The organism is Rhizobium pisi (assembly GCF_003938655.1).
Lineage (GTDB): Bacteria > Pseudomonadota > Alphaproteobacteria > Rhizobiales > Rhizobiaceae > Rhizobium > Rhizobium pisi.
On the sequence record NZ_RJJT01000003.1, the window covers coordinates 135,989 to 154,106 of the forward strand.

General features: G+C 61.9%; 16 protein-coding genes and 1 other RNA gene. 9 read left to right on the top strand and 8 right to left on the bottom strand.

Annotated features, from left to right (window positions below):
- Positions 1-12 precede the first annotated feature (12 nt).
- Together EFD55_RS05240 and metF are read left to right on the top strand one after the other, a co-directional pair.
- Positions 13-1,038, top strand: coding sequence for an ArsR/SmtB family transcription factor (locus EFD55_RS05240; RefSeq protein WP_125843558.1), 1,026 nt, complete (start codon positions 13-15; stop codon positions 1,036-1,038).
- A 1-nt stretch (position 1,039) separates the two neighbouring features.
- Entirely contained in the window at positions 1,040-1,942 is a 903-nt protein-coding gene (metF, locus tag EFD55_RS05245; protein WP_125843559.1) for a methylenetetrahydrofolate reductase [NAD(P)H], read from the top strand.
- 466 nt (positions 1,943-2,408) lie between these two features.
- On the opposite strand, the gene EFD55_RS05250 is transcribed toward metF, so the two are convergent.
- The 5 genes from EFD55_RS05250 to EFD55_RS05270 all read right to left on the bottom strand — a co-directional run bounded on the left by EFD55_RS05250 (position 2,409) and on the right by EFD55_RS05270 (position 7,603).
- Complete coding sequence (locus EFD55_RS05250; RefSeq protein WP_125843560.1) at positions 2,409-3,314, bottom strand: DMT family transporter; 906 nt, start codon at positions 3,312-3,314, stop codon at positions 2,409-2,411.
- A gap of 140 nt (positions 3,315-3,454) precedes the next feature.
- Positions 3,455-4,681 carry a lytic murein transglycosylase gene (locus EFD55_RS05255; RefSeq protein WP_125843561.1) on the bottom strand — a complete coding sequence of 409 codons (1,227 nt, stop codon included), beginning with the start codon at positions 4,679-4,681 and terminating at the stop codon, positions 3,455-3,457.
- Positions 4,682-4,762: 81 nt separating this feature from the next.
- Entirely contained in the window at positions 4,763-5,560 is a 798-nt protein-coding gene (locus tag EFD55_RS05260) for a glycoside hydrolase family 25 protein (protein ID WP_125843562.1), read from the bottom strand.
- A gap of 127 nt (positions 5,561-5,687) precedes the next feature.
- Positions 5,688-6,362, bottom strand: a complete 675-nt coding sequence (locus tag EFD55_RS05265; RefSeq protein ID WP_125843563.1) for a class I SAM-dependent methyltransferase — start codon at positions 6,360-6,362, stop codon at positions 5,688-5,690.
- The gene (locus EFD55_RS05270) at positions 6,359-7,603 is read right to left on the bottom strand and encodes a BtaA family protein (RefSeq protein ID WP_125843564.1); all 1,245 of its coding nucleotides are present in this window, start codon (positions 7,601-7,603) and stop codon (positions 6,359-6,361) included. The genes EFD55_RS05265 and EFD55_RS05270 overlap by 4 nt, the downstream gene beginning before the upstream one ends.
- Before the next feature lie 192 nt (positions 7,604-7,795).
- Between EFD55_RS05270 and EFD55_RS05275 the strand changes: the two genes are divergently transcribed.
- On the top strand, positions 7,796-9,199 hold the full coding sequence (locus EFD55_RS05275; RefSeq protein WP_125843565.1) for a serine hydrolase domain-containing protein: 1,404 nt from the start codon (positions 7,796-7,798) through the stop codon (positions 9,197-9,199).
- A 68-nt stretch (positions 9,200-9,267) separates the two neighbouring features.
- Here EFD55_RS05275 and EFD55_RS05280 read toward each other — a convergent pair whose 3' ends face one another.
- From EFD55_RS05280 to EFD55_RS05290, 3 genes are all read right to left on the bottom strand, one after another.
- Positions 9,268-10,203 (bottom strand): lytic transglycosylase domain-containing protein, encoded by a 936-nt coding sequence (locus EFD55_RS05280; protein ID WP_125843566.1) that lies wholly within the window; start codon positions 10,201-10,203, stop codon positions 9,268-9,270.
- A 115-nt stretch (positions 10,204-10,318) separates the two neighbouring features.
- A complete protein-coding gene (locus EFD55_RS05285) occupies positions 10,319-10,954 on the bottom strand; it encodes a LysE family translocator (RefSeq protein ID WP_125843567.1) in 636 nt (211 codons plus the stop codon).
- 57 nt (positions 10,955-11,011) lie between these two features.
- A complete protein-coding gene (locus EFD55_RS05290; RefSeq protein ID WP_125843568.1) occupies positions 11,012-12,223 on the bottom strand; it encodes a pyrophosphate--fructose-6-phosphate 1-phosphotransferase in 1,212 nt (403 codons plus the stop codon).
- A gap of 363 nt (positions 12,224-12,586) precedes the next feature.
- Between EFD55_RS05290 and EFD55_RS05295 the strand changes: the two genes are divergently transcribed.
- The 6 genes from EFD55_RS05295 to rnpB all read left to right on the top strand — a co-directional run bounded on the left by EFD55_RS05295 (position 12,587) and on the right by rnpB (position 17,825).
- Positions 12,587-13,294, top strand: a complete 708-nt coding sequence (locus EFD55_RS05295; protein ID WP_125843569.1) for a J domain-containing protein — start codon at positions 12,587-12,589, stop codon at positions 13,292-13,294.
- Complete coding sequence (locus tag EFD55_RS05300; protein ID WP_125843570.1) at positions 13,291-14,052, top strand: N-acetylmuramoyl-L-alanine amidase; 762 nt, start codon at positions 13,291-13,293, stop codon at positions 14,050-14,052. The genes EFD55_RS05295 and EFD55_RS05300 overlap by 4 nt, the downstream gene beginning before the upstream one ends.
- 261 nt (positions 14,053-14,313) lie before the next feature.
- A complete protein-coding gene (locus tag EFD55_RS05305; protein WP_125843571.1) occupies positions 14,314-14,844 on the top strand; it encodes a lytic transglycosylase domain-containing protein in 531 nt (176 codons plus the stop codon).
- 116 nt (positions 14,845-14,960) lie between these two features.
- Positions 14,961-16,151, top strand: coding sequence for an NAD(P)/FAD-dependent oxidoreductase (locus EFD55_RS05310; protein ID WP_125843572.1), 1,191 nt, complete (start codon positions 14,961-14,963; stop codon positions 16,149-16,151).
- A gap of 47 nt (positions 16,152-16,198) precedes the next feature.
- Entirely contained in the window at positions 16,199-17,374 is a 1,176-nt protein-coding gene (locus tag EFD55_RS05315) for an NAD(P)/FAD-dependent oxidoreductase (RefSeq protein WP_125843573.1), read from the top strand.
- Positions 17,375-17,427: 53 nt separating this feature from the next.
- An RNA gene (rnpB, locus tag EFD55_RS05320) (RNase P RNA component class A) lies at positions 17,428-17,825 on the top strand.
- Positions 17,826-18,118: the final 293 nt, after the last annotated feature.

Consider the following 18,118-nt stretch of genomic DNA (forward strand, 5'->3'; position numbering starts at 1 on the left):
ATTGGGCTGGAAATGAGCGAACCCTTGAAGCTAGGACTGGATGGGCTGGTGGACGTCTTGAAGGCGGCCGGCGAGCCCACGCGCCTGCGTCTTCTGGCACTTCTCGACGGCGGCGACCTGACGGTCACCGATCTTACCGAAATCCTCGGCCAATCCCAGCCCCGCATCTCCCGCCACCTGAAGCTGCTCGGCGAGGCCGAACTGATCGAGCGTTACCAGGAAGGCGCCTGGGCCTATTTCCGGCTCAAGCAGGACGGCAAGGCGGCCCTGCTCGTGCGGGCGCTGTTGAAGCATGTTTCCGAGAACGATCCGACCGTCCTTCGCGACGGCGAGCGGCTTTCGCAGGTCAAGCGTCAGCGGGCCGAGCGGGCGCAAGCCTATTTCAGCCGCAACGCCGCCGAATGGGACGAGCTTCGCCGTCTGCACGCGGCCGACGAGGAGGTCGACGCTGCCGTCATCCGGCTGCTCGGCAACCAGCCGATCGATTCACTGCTCGATCTCGGCACCGGCACCGGCCGCATCCTCGAGCTTCTGTCCGGCCTCTACCGCCGCGCCATCGGCGTCGACGCCAGCCGCGACATGCTGAGCGTGGCGCGCGCCAATCTCGACAAATCCCGCATCACCAAGGCGACGGTCCGTCACGCCGACATTCTGAACCTTCCCTTCGAGGGGCAGGATTTCGATCTGGTGACGATCCATCAGGTGCTGCATTTCTTCGATCAGCCGGAAATTGCGATTGCCGAAGCGTCGCGCATGCTCCGGCCAGGTGGCAGACTCGTGGTCATCGACCTCGCGCCGCACACGCTCGAATATCTCCGCGACGAGCATGCCCATGTCCGTCTCGGCTTTTCGCACCAGGCGATGTCCGACTGGCTACGCAAGGCCGGGCTCGACGTCGAGCAGGTCGTCGATCTTCATCCGGGTCAGCAGGGCGGGCAGGGATTGACGGTCACCGTCTGGCTCGCGCGCGATCCGAGGCGCCTCATGGCTTCGCAGACGAGCGAAGGCGCCGAACCTACATTTGCCGGGAGAGTATGACATGGCTTTGAAAAACGAAGGACGCGGGCGCAACATCGGGATTTCCTTCGAATTCTTCCCGCCGAAATCGGAGGAGATGGAAGGGCAGCTCTGGGATACCGTCAGCAAGCTGCAGGACTGGGATCCTGATTTCGTGTCGGTGACCTATGGCGCCGGCGGCACCACCAAGGCGCCCACGCTCTCCGCCGTCACGCGTTTCCTTTCGCAGACGCCGCTTGCCACGGCCTCGCACCTGACCTGCGTCGGCGCGACGAAGGAGGAAACGCATCATATGATCGATACGTTTCGCAAGGTCGGCGTAAAGCATTTCGTGGCGCTGCGTGGCGATGCGCCCGGCGGCGCCGGCGCACCTTATCAGCCGCATCCCGGTGGTTACGCCAATGCGGCGGAGCTGGTGGCCGGTCTCAAGTCGGTCGGCGATTTCGAGATTTCGGTCTCGGCCTATCCGGAAAAGCACCCGGAAAGCCGCGATACGGCCGCCGATATCGACATGCTGAAGCGTAAGGCCGACAATGGCGCCGACCGGGCGCTGACGCAGTTCTTCTTCGACAACGACAATTTCGAGCGCTACCTGGAGCGGGTGCGCGCTGCCGGCATCACGATCCCGGTTGTGCCCGGCATCATGCCGATCCAGAACCTGACGCAGTTGAAGCGTTTTGCCGGCGCCTGCGGCGCGGTCATCCCCGCATTCCTCGACGAGCGCTTCGAGGGCTTCGACGACAAGCCCGAGGAGCGGGCGAAGGTCGCGGCCGACGTTGCCGCCGAGCAAATCGAGGATCTCGTTCGGCGCGGCCTCGACGAGTTCCATCTCTATACGATGAACCGCGCGCCGCTCGTTTCCGCCGTCCTCGACAATCTCGGCTTCTCCCGCCGGGCGCAGAAGAGTGCCGGCGCGGCAGCCTGATCCTCTCGGCACGGCTCAAATGTGAAAAGCGCATGTCGGGCGGGACATGCGCTTTTTTGTCGGCGGATTGATCAGCTATTGGGGAGTGTAGGCACTATCAGTCATTTCGCCTTCGTGATCCGGCTCAGATAAAGAGCATGGACAGGACGAAAACAAACGCTGCACTGACCAACAGAACATTCAAGGATTGCGTGAGTCCCATGTCTGTCTCCTCGCGTTAACCGTCAAATATTATGACCGAAATATGTCGGTTGGAAAGCAGATTCTATGCTGCAGTGCCGAACCGGTCAGTGGATAAATGAAAACGTGATTCTGTAACTAATTGAAATTATTTTATAATTTTGAATAAATTTTTGTTCACAGAATTTAACATGCCGTTAAATCGGGCGATTGGGGATTTACCTATGCGCCCAAAACATGGCGGACGCGCAAGCGGTTGAAAACATAGAGGAACCGCAACCGGTTTTCAGGCTGTTCTCGCCAACCGACGATAGGCGCGGCCGTCGAGGATGACGAGGCCGAAACCGATGAGCGCCATTCCGGCGTATTCGGCAGCACTGAGCCTCTCACCGAGAAAGAGTACGCCGAGAAGGATGGCGCTCGGCGGCACCAGAAGGGTGACGAGAGAGGCGTTGGTGGCTCCCGCCGCGGCCATGATCCTGAAATAGAGGATATAACCGAAGGCGGTCGACAGCAGCGCCAGCGCCAGGATGGCGAGGATCGCATCGAGCGGCGGTATTGCAAGCGTCCAGGGGCGATCGGCCAGCAGCGATAGCGGCAGTGCGATCAGCGAGGAGGCCGTCAGTTGGCCGGCCGACGTGACAGGGGCGGGGACGTCCCTGAAACGTTTGCCGTAGGTGGCGGCGAAGCCATAGGAGACGGCGGCCAGCACGGGAAGCAGCAGCGCCCAGAGCGGCGCCTCGCTGCCGGTGGAGATGCCGGGGCCGATCAATACGATCGTTCCGGCGAGGCCGACGAGGCAGCCGGCGATCTTTGCCGAGGACAGTTTCTCGTCCGATGTGAAGTAGTTGGCAATGAGCACTGTCCAAATCGGCGTCGTCGCGTTCAAAATCGCCGCAAGGCCGGCGCCGATGCGGGTCTGGCCGAAGAAGATCAGCGCGTGCGGGAGCGCATTGTTGATGAGGCCGAGGATCAGGAATTCGCGCCAGCGGGCCTTGAGGATCGGATAGATGTCGAAACGGCCGGCGATATAGACATGCAGCGCCAGCGCCGCGAGGAACAGCCTGAGAAAGACGAGGGTCAGGGGCGGCACGTAATGGACGGCGATGCGGGCAAAGAAGAAGGAGCCGCCCCAGATCAGGCCGAGCAGGACCAGCAGACCCCAGGTCCAGGCATTCATTCTGCTTTCCACGCCGCTTCCTCCACCGCAAATCGCATTGCCGCCGGAGTTCGTCTAAAACTGGCGGCTTTTCACCACGAAGTCTTAGCGCATGCAGGAAACGGCGCCACCCGTTTCTTGCGGAACGGATGGCGGAAGACCGTCAGTGATGGTCAGAGAGCGTTGAGAAGGGCAGGGGTCGCCCAGCCGTCGGCCGGCATGCCCAAGCGCTGCTGTTCCTTCTGGATCGCGATACGCGTGCCGGAGCCGAGGATGCCATCGATCTCGCCGACATCATGACCGAGCGACTGCAGCTTGTTCTGCAGCGTCTTCATCTGGTCGTTGGCGAGCCCCTGTTCCGGTGCGCCCTTGAGATAGGTCGGGGCGCCGGAAAGGCGGGTCCCGAAATACGCGGCCGAGGTCGTGTAGATGAACGACTTGTTCCACTCGAGATAGATCTTGAAATTCGGATAGGCGATGAAAGCCGGTCCCATGCGGCCTTGCGGCAGCACGAGATCGCCTTCGAGATTGGCGAAGGCGGTGTTCTCGTCTCGCGGCTTGACGCCGAGCGCGAACCATTCGCCTGCTTTCATCGTGCCGCCGAGGCCGGATTTCTCCCAGGGCAGATTATCGGGCACGGTCACTTCCTGCAGCCAGGGCTGGCCGCGCTCGAAGCCGAGATGCTGGATGAATTTCGCCGCCGTCAGGATGGCGTCCGGGCCGCTCTGCTTCAGGCGGATGTGGCCGTCGCCGTCGCCGTCCATGCCATAGGCGATGATGTCGCGCGGCAGCATCTGCACCTGGCCGATCTCGCCGGCCCAGGCGCCGGTGTTGGTCGCGGGGTCGAGATCGCCGTGCTGGACCATCTCAATGAGAGCGATCAGCTGCGGGCGGAAGAGTTCCGGGCGGCGGCAGTCGTGCGACAGCGTCACCAGCGCGTTGCGGGTGTTGAAATCGCCCTGGACGGCGCCGAAATCGGTTTCCATCGCCCAGAAGGCGGTGATGACGCCCGAGGGAACACCGAATTCCTGCTCGGCGCGGGCAAAGACGTCGGCATATTGCTTCATCTTCTGGCGGCCGATGTCGAGGCGGGCCTGGCTGACGGTGCGCTGGGAGAATTCGAGGAAGGTCTGCTTGAAGACGCCTTGGGCGCGATCGCGGCTGAGCACCTTGGGATCGATCTCGGCGCCGGCAAGCGCTGCGTCGGCGGCTGCCGCACTTGCGCCTGCGGCGACCGCATCGGTTTTGACGCCTTCGAGGAAGGCCGTGAGATCGCCGCCGCAGGGTGCTGCCGGGGCTGTTGGGTCTGCGGCCGGGGCTTGCTGGGCGGCCGCGCCGCCTGCAAGGGCGAGGGCAAACAGGAGGGCGAGTGCAGAGCGGCTTGCGAGCGAGCGGTGCATGAATGCGGTCCTTATATCAAACGGATGTCCGTCGCTTTCCCAGAGGAATGTGACGGAAGCAAGAAACATCGAAAGACGTTACTAAGAATTTCTATCCTTGGAAACGGCCGCGACCCAATTGTTCCAGTTCTTTGCGCTGCCGGCAAAGACGTTGATATCGGTCGGCCCCTTGATGCCGGGAATAACGCCGGTCGAGGTATATTGCCAGAAGGCCCAGCGGCGGTCGGAATAGGTCACTTCCGGGTGTTTCGCGACAGAGCGGACCCAGAAATGATAGTCTTGGAAGTAGCCGGCGAGGTTGTCGCGATGGAAATCGACCGAGGTATAGATGATCGGGCGCTTGCCGTAGTAAGCCTCCAGCCGGTCCATGAAACGCTGCATTTCGGAGCGCACCGTTTCCGGGTCGGGCCGGTAGCGGCAGGTCTTCGACTCGGCGTTCCATTCGACGTCGAGCACCGGCGGCAGGCGCATGGCCTCTTTCGGCACGTTGCGGATGAACCAGTCGGCCTGTTCGTCGGCCGAGGAGCAGAAATAATAGAAATGATAGGGCGCGTGCGGGATGCCGGCGGCGCGGGCCTCGCGCCAATATTCGTCGAAGCGGGGATCGACCCTGTCCTTGCCTTCCGTCGCCTTGATGAAGGCGAAGCCGACGCCGGAGTTCCTTACCGTGCTCCAGTCGATATCGCCCTGCCATTTGGAAATGTCGATGCCATGGATGGCATTCAGCTGGGGATGCTTCGGACCGAAATCCTGCGGATCGGTGTCCTTGAAGCGCATCTTCGGCTTGATCGATGCGGTTTCCAGATAGTCATGACCTGCTGAGGAGCAGCCGGCCAGGAGGATGGCCAAAGGCAGAACGCAAAACAAAAGCCGGCGCATGGGTATCCCGTCGTGAACCGAATGATCTCTTTGCCCCACAGCCTGACCTTCGAATATGACGAGCCCAGCAGAGGAATAACCCTCTTTTCACCATATCAACGTAAAAAATCGGTTAGTTTCAAGCGAATTATGAGCGCTTGCTGATAATAGCCGCCCGCCAGGCATAGCCGCCGCCGACGGTTTCGAACAATAATCTCGCGTTGTTTTCATGGGCTTGCGCTTCCAGCACCTCGCGCAGATCGGAGCGCGGGGTGACGTGGAATTTCGCAAGCCAGGACTGCAGCATGCGGCGGAACCAGCGCGGCAGGCCTTCCTGCTCGCCGAAATCGACGATGTGCAACTGGCCGCCGGGTTTGAGCGCGGCGATCGACGCGTCGACGGCGCGTTCCCAATCCGGGATCATCGACAACGCATAGGAGATCAGGATGCGGTCGAAACCGCTGACGCCGAATTCGCGCGGGGTAAACGCGGTGGCGTCGGCGACGCGGAATTCCGGGATCGTCGCCTTGGTGGCGAAGGTCTTGCGCGCCGAGATCAGCATTTCCTGGGAAATGTCGAGGCCGAACAGCTTGGCGGTCGGGAAATGCTTGTGGGCGAAGGCCATATTGCGGCCGGTGCCGCAGCCGACTTCGAGCAGGGTGCCGCCCTCGGGCACGTCGAGATTGCGGATCGTACTGTCGCGGCCGAGAAGATAATATTTGCGGGTGAGGTCGTAGATATGGCGCTGGTAGCGGTACATGCCATCCATGAGGCTGGCATGTTCACCGCTCTTTTCTGCCGTCTCGGTGCCGACCTTGCTCACGCCTTCTTCCCGTAAATGTGGAAGCCGCCGTAAATCGCCGAGCGATCGAGCGCGGTCAGTTCACGCGACTTCTCCTCGAAGTAATCCCACTGGTCGCGGATCGAAGGCGACAGGCGGCCTTCGATGATGCTCTTCTCGGCAGCGGTGCGGAAGATCACACGGGCGCCATCGCGCGCCGTGCGGGTGATTTCCCGCCAGACGTCGTTGAGCTGCGTGTCCGTCATCCAGTCCTGCGCGTCGAGCAGGATATAGCGGTCGCGCGAGGCGGCCGGCTCGCGCGCCAGAAGCTCGGTGAAGCTTGCATGGTGGACGTTGACGCGGTCGACATTGGCGCGGATCACCTCGTAATGCTCCGGCTTCAGATAGGTCGGCAGCGGCCCTTCCTTTTCGGTGCCGTAGCGCCGGCCGAAGGCCTGCCAGGCGAAATAGTTGTCGCTCATCGGGAAATGGCAGGCGAGCTTTTCCAGGCGATGCTTCAGCACCGGCGCGATCGAATGATCGTCTGCAAGGCTTGCGAGCTCGTCATATTGCTGCGGCGGAATGCCGAGGCCGAAAAGCGAGCTCTTGCGGCCGGTGATCCACCGCACGACCGGCTTTTCGAACAAGGGCGCGATCTGTTCGTCGAAGAACTGGCGCTGTTCGCGGATCGTGCGGGTCTTGGTCATTTCGCGCAGCTTGACGCCGTGCAGGCGGGCAAGAAGATGGGCTGCGCCGATGAAGCGGCCGAGCAGGCCCGTTTCATAGATATTGCGGTCGAAGACGGTGACGCGGCGGCGGCCGAACTTGCGGCCGTTCCAGTAGTTGCGGGTCGTCTCGTCGAGCTTGGCGGAGAGGTGCCGGTCGAAGGCGCGGCTGTTCGACTTCTCGTTCGGCATCGCCAGGAAACGGACGAGATCGGCATGATCGGGGAGATGCTTGAAGGCGGCGAGCTTCAGGCGGTTCAGCGCGATATGGTGCGGGTTGAGATCGACCACGTCGATCGAGGCCGGCGCCTTGGAGAGATAGGCGAGCATGTTGCAGCCGCCGGAACCGATGGTGACGATGCGATGGTTTGGCTTCAGCTCCATCGCCTGCATGTCGAGATCAGGATCTTCCCAGATCTGCGGGTAGACGAGGCCGGAGAAGAGAAGGCCGAAGAGGCGCTCGGAAAAGCCGTCCTTCGAAAAAGCCTTGTGGCGGAGAAGGGCGTCCTTGAGTTTCCGGTTCTTGCGGAAGCCGGCATCCGGTGCAAATTCTGACATGAGTCTGTCACCTTTTTAGCGTTCAGGGCGTGTAACGCGCCTCTGCTACAGTTTGATGACGCGGGCTGTGGGCCTTGCGTTCTCGATACATGCTCCTCCTCGGAAAGTGATCGGGGTGACGGGCCTTCTTCACGCCGCCCTCTTTCCGGCGAGCGCAATTCCTGCTTCTCTCGGGGCATTCGGAGGAATGCCATGCGATTTGTTCTGCGTGTCCTGAAGGCGCTTGCTCTCCTTCTCGTTCTCGTCGTCATCGCCGGCACCGGCTGGCTCTTCGTGCAGCCGCCGGAACTCTTGCGCGTCGGGGACGGTTACGCCGCCAAGATCGTCTGCTCCAATGTCTTCATCGCCGGCCGGGAGGCGGACGAGGTGCTTCGTGACGATGTTCAGGCGCCCGGAAATCCGTTGCTGCGGCTGATGCGCGTCGGCGTCGACCGCGACAACGACCGCGTGACGGCGCGTTTCATGGGGCTGTTTGCGCCGAGCTATGCGCTCTATCGCAGCGGTCTCGGCTGCACGACCGTGCCGGACGGCGATTTCGAGGCGGCGGCGAAAGCCGTGCCCTTCGATGCGCCGCCCAGGATGGAGGCAAGCGACGCATTGTGGCCGGAGGGCGAGGGCGCCGGCAATGAGCCGGACAAGACGATCGCCGCGCTACTGGCCGATGCCCGGTTGGCCGGGCCGGCGATGCGGGCGATCGTGGTGGTGCGCAGCGGCCGCATCGTCGCTGAAGCCTATGGCCCCGGCTTCTCGGCGAAGACGCCGCTGATCGGCTGGTCGATGACGAAGACGGTGAATGCTGCGATTCTCGGCCGGCTGATGCTCGACGGCAAGATCTCCTTCGACGACGATCATCTGCTGGCGCAGTGGAAGAACGACGAACGAGCCAGGATCAAGGTGTCCGACCTGCTCGGCATGGAGAGCGGCCTTTCCTTCAACGAGGATTATGGCGATGTCGCTGACGTGACGCGCATGCTCTATCTCGATCCAGACATGGTCTCGCTGCCGGCCAACGCGCCGATGGAGGCCGCACCCGGCCAGCTTTTCCGCTATTCGAGCGGCACGGCCGTGCTCTTGTCGCGTATCTGGATGGACAGGGTCGGCAACGCGCAGGCCGCCTTTTCCTATCCGCATGACGCGCTGTTTTCACCGCTCGGCATGACGAGCGCCGTCTTCGAAGTCGACGCGCGCGGCACGTTTGCCGGCAGCTCCTATCTTTACGCAACGGCGCATGACTGGGCGCGATTCGGGCAATTCCTGCTGCAGGACGGTGTGTGGAACGGCCGGTGGCTGCTGCCGGAGGGTTTCGTCGGCGCCATGCGCACCCCGACGGCGGCTTCGAACGGACGGTATACGCAGGGCCAGGCCTGGCTCGCCCCCGGCGGACCGAGCGCTGCGTTCGGGCTGCCGGAGGATACGTTCTGGCTGACGGGCCATGACGGGCAGAGCATGGCGATCGTGCCTTCCGCCGGGCTGGTCGTCGTCCGGCTCGGACTGACGCCCGGCTGGCTTGGCTATCAGCCGCAGCCGCTTCTCAAGGCGATCCTGGCAGCCTTGCCGCAAGCCGGAGAGCCGCAACAGCAGGCCGGATCGCAATAGCGCACGCAAGCGCAGCCATAAGCAGGCTTCGAAGCCGTTTCAGTTTCGTTGTTAGCAATTGCCCGGTGTCAATAATTGCCTTGGGCGACGTCGGTCATGCCCTTGCGCTTGGCGTCGTAGTAATAGCCGCGCGCATAGAGGCGGACGGCGTCGTCTTCCTTGTTGTCGGAGACGAGCCAGGCGCCGCGCAGATATTTCGCGGCATATTTGATGTTGGTCTCGGCGTCGAAGAGGCCGCCCGGCGCACCGTCATAGCCCATGGACTTGGCGGTGTTGTACTTGATCTGCATCAGGCCGAAATAGCCGCGCTTGTTATAGGCCTTCGGATTGTAACGGCTTTCGCGATGGACGATGCGGTGGAGCAGCGTCTCGGGAATTTCGTAGATCTTCGAATATTTCTGGATGAGCTTGGTGACGAAGCTTTTCTCGACGGTCGGCGCGTCGTCTGTGTCGTCGTCGCTGAACATCGGCGGCGCGGTCGGCGGATCGATCGGCCCGGATTCGTCGAAGCCGTAATCCATGGAGCGCGGCGTGGTGTCGACCGCGGCAAGTGCCGCAAGGGCGCTGTTCTGCGGCGTTGCCGCAAAGGCAAGCTGTGTCGTCGGCTGCGCGGGCGTGCCCGGACGCGGCGTCGGCACGACGGACTGGATCGCCGTCATCTCCGGCGTCAGCGGGATTTGCGCATAGGCTACCGGCTGGATGCCAAGATCGGCGGGCTGGGACGCCGTGGCAGCCGGCATCGCCGTTGCGGTCAGCGAAGGAGTTGTCTGCGTCTGGGGAAGAACGGCGCCGGCAACTGCCTGGCCGGAAGCGCCCTCGGCTGTCGGGATCGCGGCGAGTGTCGCATCTTCGCCGGGCTTCGGCATCGGTATCACGGTCTGAGCGGCTGTCAGTTCGGCCTGGGAGGTGTATTCGACGCTCGAGCAGCCCGTTACCACGCCGCAGCAGAGCATCGTGGAAACGACAAGACCGCGTTTTAAGCCGGACAATCCGATCGCTACCATTCCGTCACTTTCGTGAAATCGCGCCGCCCCGGCAGCGTATAAAAGTTACTAAATACCTTAAGCCCCGCTGACCGCATTAACCTATTCGTGGCTTTCCGGCAACCACGGAATGTTACTAAGCTGCAATACGGCGATACCCGGCCGTTACGGCGCCTGCGGCGATCAGCAAAGTGCCGCCTGTGCGGTTTACGGCGCGCTGGACGCTCGCCTTGCGAATCAGTCCGCGGGCGGCATGGGCGAGAAGCGCATAGGTGGAGGCGTTGAGGATCGCGAGTACGAGGAAGGTCGCTTCCATGATCGCCATCTGCCCGAAAAAGGGCAGGGCGGGGTTGAGGAACTGCGGCACGAAGGCGACGAAGAAGACGATGCTCTTCGGGTTGAGGGCGGTGACGACATAGGCGTGGAGGAAGATTTTGAGCGACTTCTCTTCCGGCAGATTGTCGTTGTCGGCAACCGGCTCGCCGATCACGGGAGCCCGCCAGAGCTTGATTCCCAGCCAGATCAGGTAGGCGCCGCCGATCCACTTCAGGACGGTGAAGAGGGCGGCGGAGGTGGCGAGCACCGCGCCGAGACCGAAGAGGGAAGCCGTCATCGCCGTGAAGTCGCCGAGCGCCACACCGCTCACCGTCGCGAACGCAGTCCTGCGGCCATGACCAAGCGCATAGGAGACGACGAGCAATATCGTCGGCCCCGGTATGGCCAGCATGATGGCGGATGCGGCCGCAAAAGCGACCCAGGCTTCAACCGACATGGTGTCTCCTCCTATTCCTCAGGAAGAAGCAAAGACATCATATTAACGATCCGTCAATCACGCTTCCTTGTATTTCTGCCCTATATTGTCCATGACTTCGGCAAACCATGCCGTAGAAAGGTCAAAAGCCTTGCCGCCCTTGATGCGCGGGAATTCTATAGTGCGCAATTTACCGTTCTGCGCTTCATCGTGACCGGTGACGCCGGAGACTTTGTTAAGAGCGCTTTCGACGGCGAGGTCGACCATGCTCTGGATCAGCCTGAGGTCGTCGCCATTGGCCGGAGCCGAACGGGCGAAATAGCCGGATTTCTGTACGAGGGAACGTTCGGCATCGAGCAGATTGGCGAACTGCTTCTGGAACCAGGCGCCGACATTGATCGTGTCGATCTTCACATGACCGAAAGCGTCGCGCTTGACGGTCTCGCCGGCGGCTTCGCGCTCCGCGACGATGGCGTCGAGGCAGGCGCCTTCCGAGACGAAGACGGTGGCATGGCCGGTGCGGTCCATGATGTCCTTCAAGCGGGCGGCCTCGGCATCGAGGTCGAAGGCCATCTCGGGCAGGTAGACGGCGTCGATGCTCTTCAGATGCGCATCCATCATCAGGCCGTCGACATACTGGTTGCGGCTGGTGCGCTGGAGATAGGCGCGAGCGGTGGCGGCCGTCAGCCAGCCGCAATGGCGGCCCATAACCTCGTGGATGACGAGGGTGCGGGGCGCTGCCGTCTGCTCGTTGCTGACATTGTCGAAGAAATGCGCGCCGACTTCGGCGGCCGTCCAGGCGCCAAGCGACTGGCGGATCGGCACCACGTCGTTGTCGACTGTTTTCGGCAGGCCGACGACCGTGAGATTGTAGCCGTTGGCGGCGAGATAGGCGGCAAGGTCGGCAGCCGTGGTGTTGGTGTCGTCGCCACCGATCGTGTGGAGAATGGTGATGCCGTCGTTGGCGAGGCGTTCGGCGGCGACCCGGAGCGGGTTCTCGCCTTCCTTGACCAGGCCGCGCTTGACGCAATCGGCGGCATTGGTGAGCTTGACGCGGCTGTTGCCGATCGGCGAGCCGCCGTAGCGGTGCAAGAGCGGCGCCTTTTCGCGCATATCGCGACTGATTGCGATGCTGTCGCCGAGCAATACGCCCTGATAGCCCGACTTGTAGGCGACGAGGTCGATCTCGGGTGCGACGTCGCTGTAGCGTTCGATGAGGCCGCCGACGGCGGAGGAAAGACAGGGCGCCAGGCCTCCGGCGGTCAGCATTGCGACTTTCTGTTTGGCCATGGATCCCTCCTGCGGTGTTACTGTGCGGCAGCGTAGCTAGCGCATGGATGCGGCAGGGAAAGGGCCCTGTAAAGTAAAGAATTTACGAAAAACGCGCCTTTCTGCGGCTGCCGACAGCAAAGGCTAATGGAACCGCCGATATAATCGTTTCAAGCCCGGCCTGTGCGTCTGGAAGCTTTTGTGGAAATCGTCGACGTGGCGAACCGGGAGCCATGCGAAGTGGAGCAGGGGCGCTTGCTGCGATGCAATAATTACCGAATTGTGAAAACTGTTTTCGATCCTACGACCAATAGTCGCCTTGCAAAGGCTCGGATTCTTTGGTCAAGCTGTTTGTTATAACGGCAAGCGTGCGAGAGATCTTCGATGTCCTTCTGGGAAAAACTGTTGAATGCCATTGGCAATACCGCGGGCAATGCGCTCTCCGCGGTGGTCGAGGCTATCCGCACGGTTTTCGAAGGCGATCCGGAGACGCGGCGCAAGGTGGCCTTTTCCGTGGCGATCATCGCGCTTTCGGCCAAGATGGCCAAGGCTGACGGCATCGTCAGCGAGAAGGAGGTCGAAGCCTTCCGCGAAATCTTCGAGTTTCCTGCGGACCAGGCGAAGAACGTCGCCAGGCTCTACAATCTCGCGCGCCAGGACGTCGCCGGCTACGAAGCCTATGCCGAGCGGCTTTCTTCGCTCTGCGTCACCTGCGCGGCCAATTGCCCGGTGCTCGAAGACGTGCTCGACGGCCTTTTCCACATCGCCAAGGCCGATAGGCTGGTCCACGAGAAGGAACTGAATTTCCTGCGTCATATCGCCGAGATCTTCCAGATGAGCGAGACCCGCTTCGAGCAGATCGCCGCCCGCCACGTCTTTTCCGGCGGCGATCCCTATAAGGTGCTTGGCGTGTCGCCATCCGACGATTTTCTGACGATCCGCCGCCGCTACCATGGCCTCGTGAGCGAACATCACCCCGACCGGCTGATCTCGCGCGGCGTGCCCAAGGAGTTCCATGTGATCGCCAATGAGCGCATGGCGGCGCTGAATGCGGCCTATGCGGCGATCGAGAAGGAACGCCGCGCCGCATGACCTCTTTCGAGGCCGATTATCGAAGCGCATCCGTGCGTCCATCGCCGAACCATGGCGAGCGGGCGGACGGGCGCGATCCCGATATGATCCTGCTGCACTATACCGGCATGCCGACGCCAGAGGGCGCGCTCGACTGGCTCTGTCGCGCCGAGAGCCAGGTTTCCAGCCATTATTTCGTGCATGAGAACGGTGACGTGGTGCAGCTCGTGCCGGAAACGCGGCGCGCCTGGCATGCAGGCAAGAGCAGCTGGCACGGCGAGACGGATATCAATTCGCTGTCGATCGGCATCGAGATCGCCAATGCAGGCCATCCCGGCGGCCTTCCCGACTATCCGAAAGAACAGATCGCGGCGGTGATCGAATTGTGTCGCGACTGTGTCAAACGTTGGTCGATCGCGCCGGAAAGGGTGCTTGGTCACTCCGATGTCGCCCCTGTCCGCAAGGTCGATCCGGGCGAAAAATTCCCCTGGGGCGAGCTTTGCCGGGCGGGTGTCGGGCACTGGGTCGAGCCGGCAAGGATCACCGGCGGGCGCTTCTTCCAGCGTGGCGACGCCGGCCAACCGGTCGAAGCGCTGCAATCAATGCTGTCGCTCTACGGTTATGGCACTGAAATCACGGGTGAATTCTCCGAAAAGACGGCCGGCGACGTGGAAGCCTTCCAGCGCCATTTCCGCCCCGAACGGGTGGATGGGATCGCCGATTTCTCGACCATCGACACGCTGCATCGGCTGCTGTCGGCGTTGCCGCGTTATTCCTGACGGTAGAAGCCGGATTTTTCGGCGGTTTTCCCGTGTTGGGCGAGAAATCTGCCGCGCCACATCATTTCCCTATTATCTCCTCATTGCGATGGTCTAAGAACGCCCGCTGAACAGCGCTCGCGGCTTATTTAAAGTGTAACGACGAGCGCAAAATGAAACGATAAGAATTGCTGCGGACGCGATCAGTCCTTGATCGCGTATGACCGGATGACGGCGAGGCGCGCAGTCCTGCAATTCTTTGGGTCGGAGTAAAGAGACTATATGAAGAATTTGATTATTGGCGCTGCGGCGTGCTTCGGCATGCTGCTGGCAGGGTATAACTTTGCCTCGGCGAATGATGACTGGGGTGTCAGGGCGCAAACCATCTCGCTGAAGACCGTTGATCGCCAGAGCGGCTATGCGATGCCCGACTTCTCCACCGCCGCCGTTCCCTATGCTGCGCTGATCAATAAATATGCCGCTCAATACGACGTCCCCGTCGCACTCGCCCAGGCCGTCGTTCGCGTCGAGAGCAATTTCAATCCGAACGCGCGCGGCAGCGCCGGCGAAATCGGCCTGATGCAGATCAAGCCGGCAACGGCCAGGGTGATGGGGTATTCCGGCACGAGGAAGGGCCTGTTCGATCCCGAGACCAATATCAAATTCGGCATGAAATACCTGGCGGCCGCCCACCAGCTCGGCGGCGGCGAGACCTGCAACACCATCCTCAAATACAATGCCGGCCATGCCGCAACCCGCATGAACCCAGTGTCGAAGACCTATTGCGGCAAGGTGCTGGCAATGCTCGACTGAGCACGGCCGCACAAGCGCTTTCGAGAACTCTTGCGGCAATTTTGCGATATGAATCAGTGCGCTTGCCGTGATATCCCAGCTTGAAACGAGGTGGGCCACCTCGCAATGAGGTGGAAATGGCAGTCGATTTCAGGTTCATCGTCATCGGGCGCGGCATGATGGGGGCGGCGGCCGCGCGGCATCTCTCCTCGATGGCCGACGGCATCGCGCTGATCGGCCCGCGCGAGCCGGAAGAGCGAAAGACGCATGACGGCGTCTTCGCCAGCCACTATGACGAAGCGCGCATTACCCGCACCTTCGACGCCAATCTGGCCTGGGGAACCTTCGCCGCGCGGGCGCTCGACCGCTACCGCGAGATCGAAGCAAAGAGCGGCATTTCCTTCTATTCCGAGGTCGGCTGCCTCTATGTCGGTCCTCAGAAGGCCGAGGAGGACTTTTTCCGCGACGCCGTGGCCGTCAGCCGGACGCTCGGCAGCGATATCGAGGCCATCGCGCCGGCGGAACTCGGCCGGCGTTTTCCCTATTTTGCCGTCGATCCCGATTTCACAGGATATTTCGAGCGTAGGCGTGCCGGACATATCAACCCGCGGGCGCTGGTGCGGGCGCAGGTGAGCCTTGCCGAGCAGGGCGGCGTTTCTCTGATCGAAGAAACCGTAACCTCCGTTCGCGACGCCGGTTCGCATGTCGAGGTGACGGCCGGCGGCAAAAGCTACAGCGCCGGGCGTGTGCTGGTCGCGGCCGGCGGCTTCAGCAATTTCCATACGCTGTTGCCGCGCCCTATCGATACCAGGGTGATGGCGCGCACGGTCGTCTTCTACGAAATGGGAGAGCGCGAGATGGCGATCTTCGGCGATATGCCGTCGACCATCGTGCTCGGCGACCGGGAGGAGGACCACATCTATATCCTGCCGCCGGTGCGTTATCCCGATGGCAAGACCTATTTGAAGCTTGGCGGCGATACCGAGAGGCTTTCCTTCCAGAATCTGAAGGATGCCGGCGCGTGGTTTCGTTCCGACGGCAGTGCGGCCGAGCGTGATCACCTCTCGCGCATCGCCCCGCAGCTGATGCCGGAACTTGCCGGCTGCCCTGTTACCTCAGGCCCGTGCGTGGCGAATTTCACGCCGACCGGTTATCCCTATGTCGGCTTCGCACAGTCGCCGCGCATCGGAGTGCTCACCGGCGGCAATTTCGTCGCGGCCAAATCCTCCGACGAACTCGGGCGGCTGGGAGCCGTGCTTCTGGCGGAAGGACGGCTCGGGGATGAGGATTTCGGCCGGGAGCTGACGCCCGTTTTCGCTGCGGCATAACTCCTTAAACCCGAGAAGACGCGCGGCGCTGTAGAGAGGGAAATTCCATGGCAGTCGATTTCAAATACATCGTCGTCGGCCGCGGGCTGATGGGAGCCGCCGCCGCGCGGCATCTGGCGCGGCAGGCCGATGGCGTGGCGGTGATCGGCCCGGACGAGCCTGATGATCGCAGGACGCACGAAGGTGTCTTCGCCAGCCATTACGACGAGGGGCGCATCACCCGCACCATCGATCCCGACCGCAACTGGGCGCTGCTCGCCAACCGCTCGATCGGCCGTTACGGCGAGATCGCGAGCGAGAGCGGCATCGATTTCTATCGCGAGGTCGGTTGCGTCGTCGTCGCGCCCGATGGAAGCGACTATCTCGCGAGAACCCGGCAGGCCGCCGCCTCTCTCGACGTCGAGACCAGCCTTCTCGACGAGGCAGGGCTGAAAGCCGCCTTTCCCTTCTTCGCCTGTCCATCAGGCAGTGCAGGTGTCTTCGAAGCGAAGGGCGCCGGCCACATCAGCCCGCGCAAGCTGGTCAAGGCGCAGTCGCTGCTGGCGGAAAGGGCAGGCGCCACCGTCATCCCAGATCACGTCATCTCGATCCGCAGCGAGGGCGGGTCGGCTGTCGTTCAGACCGCTGGCGGGCTCACCTATCGCGCCGAAAAGGTGCTGCTGGCGGCGGGCGGATTTTCCATTGCGGAGAATCTGTTGCCGCGACCGGTTGCCATGACGGTTTATGCCCGGACCGTGACGCTGTTCGAGGTCAGTGAGGCCGATGCGGCCCGCCTTGCCGGGATGCCTTCGCTCATTCTCGAAACCCCCGGCTTTCATATCTACCTGCTGCCGCCGATCCGCTATCCCGACGGCAAATTCTACCTGAAGATCGGCGGCGACCCCGACGATCTGATCCTCCACGACGAGGCGGAAATGCGGGCCTGGTTCAAGACCGAAGGGCGTGAGACCGTGCGTGCGCATCTGCAGCGCATCGTCGCCGGCCTCGTGCCCGATATAACGCCGCTTTCGATTTCGACGGCGGCCTGCGTCGTCTCGTATACGCAAGGCGGCTATCCGATGATCGGCTATACCTCATCGCCCGCAATCGCCGTACTGACGGGCTGTGCCGGCACCTCGGCCAAGAGCTCGGACGAAATCGGCAGGCTCGGGGCCGAGCTGCTTTTGTCAGGCAGAATCAGCGGGCAGGGCTACTCCACGGAATTCACACCACAATTTCGGTAAGTAAATTTTGATTTTTATAGCAATTGCGATTTCTCTCGTTTATGGGAGCCCTGCCAGTTGGCCGGGCAGCCGCGCTTTACCAATGCCGAAAGGCGGTAGGGTGAGGAAAGTCCGGGCTCCACGGAAACACGGTGCCGGATAACGTCCGGCGAGGGCGACCTCAGGGAAAGTGCCACAGAAAGCAAACCGCCTGTCATGACAGGTAAGGGTGAAAGGGTGGGGTAAGAGCCCACCGCATCTCCGGCAACGGAAATGGCACGGTAAACCCCACCGGGAGCAAGACCGAATAGGGATGACGTGGCGGGCCGAAAGGTCTTCCGGCCGGTTTCCAGGTCAGTCATCCGGGTGGGTTGCGTGAGGCAGCGTGCGAGCGCTGTCCCAGAGGAATGGCTGCCACGTTCCGGTTCACGCCGGAGCCATACAGAACCCGGCTTACAGGCCAACTGGCGATTCATATTCTGTGGCGCAGAGATCCGGATCTTCACCGTAAGTCGCTGAAAGAGGCTGTTTTCAAGCGAATATTCATGCAGCCAGCGGATGGATTTTCTTGCGGAACCACCACTGCGCGTCCCCTGTGAAGGCGGTCCGCTAACCCTTTGTTAAACTTAACGGCTTATAAATTTTTGATTATGCGTCCATTGCAAAATGGGCGTATCCCATTGACGCCCATATGGTCCCATGCTATCCCAAATGTGCACTGCATCAGGGCAATCATCTGCCCGTTCATCGCAAAGCAAAGGCGGC